The organism is Nonomuraea candida (assembly GCF_000725485.1).
GTDB lineage: Bacteria > Actinomycetota > Actinomycetes > Streptosporangiales > Streptosporangiaceae > Nonomuraea > Nonomuraea candida.
The window spans coordinates 1-340 of the sequence record NZ_JOAG01000163.1; the positions used below are offsets into that span (position 1 = coordinate 1).

The window sequence follows — 340 nt, forward strand, 5'->3', positions numbered from 1 at the left end:
GGGTCAGCGTCCGTGGACCTCGAAGGTGAACAGGGAGTAGCCCCAGGGGGTGGCCCGGGTCGTGCCGTGTACGCGGACGTAGCGGGTGGCGGCGTTCAGACCGGTGTGATCGTCCTCGCCGCCGTTGCCGCCCGTGACCGACCGGACAGTGCTCCAGGTCGTCCCGTTCGGCGAGGTCTGGATCTGGTACGCCGACCCGTACGCCGTCTCCCACACCAGCCGCACCCGGTCCACCGTGTAGGACGCCCCCAGATCCACCTGGATCCACTGCGGATCGGAGAACGCGCTCGACCAGCGCGTGGTGGCCGAGGCGTCCACGGCCGCCGAGGCCGGGAAGGCC

Annotated in this window: 1 protein-coding gene; it reads right to left on the minus strand. The window is 71.2% G+C overall.

Translation table 11 applies throughout. The features are described 5' to 3' along the window. Positions 1-3: 3 nt before the first annotated feature. On the minus strand, positions 4-340 hold a 337-nt coding region (locus IO39_RS43525; protein WP_169789232.1), incomplete at its 5' end, for a discoidin domain-containing protein.